Origin of the sequence: Caballeronia sp. INML2 (assembly GCF_023631365.1) — a bacterium.
In the GTDB taxonomy this organism is placed as follows: domain Bacteria; phylum Pseudomonadota; class Gammaproteobacteria; order Burkholderiales; family Burkholderiaceae; genus Caballeronia; species Caballeronia turbans.
On record NZ_JALQDH010000247.1, the window covers coordinates 1 to 250 of the forward strand.

Here is a 250-nt window from a genome sequence, read left to right on the forward strand (position 1 = left end):
AGACTGGCACGTGAATAGCGAAGATTGAAAGCGCTGCATTCCCCAGCCGCACGCAACTTCCCTCGAAACGTTTGGGCACCGCGAGGTCGGTGCAAACGATGACGAGCAACATCTCAGCCGGCATCAGGCCGCCATTGTGGATGATGTAGCGCAGACTAAGGGGGCCATGGGACTCCAGCCATGCACAGGTCACGAACGAGCCGGCAATGAAAAGCATCGCAAGAGCGACCTTGCGCCGACGGTCGAGGAC

At 59.2% G+C, this 250-nt stretch carries 1 pseudogene; it reads right to left on the bottom strand.

The features are described 5' to 3' along the window. Positions 1–250, bottom strand: a pseudogene (locus tag NCT32_RS37180) (acyltransferase); the annotation flags it as partial.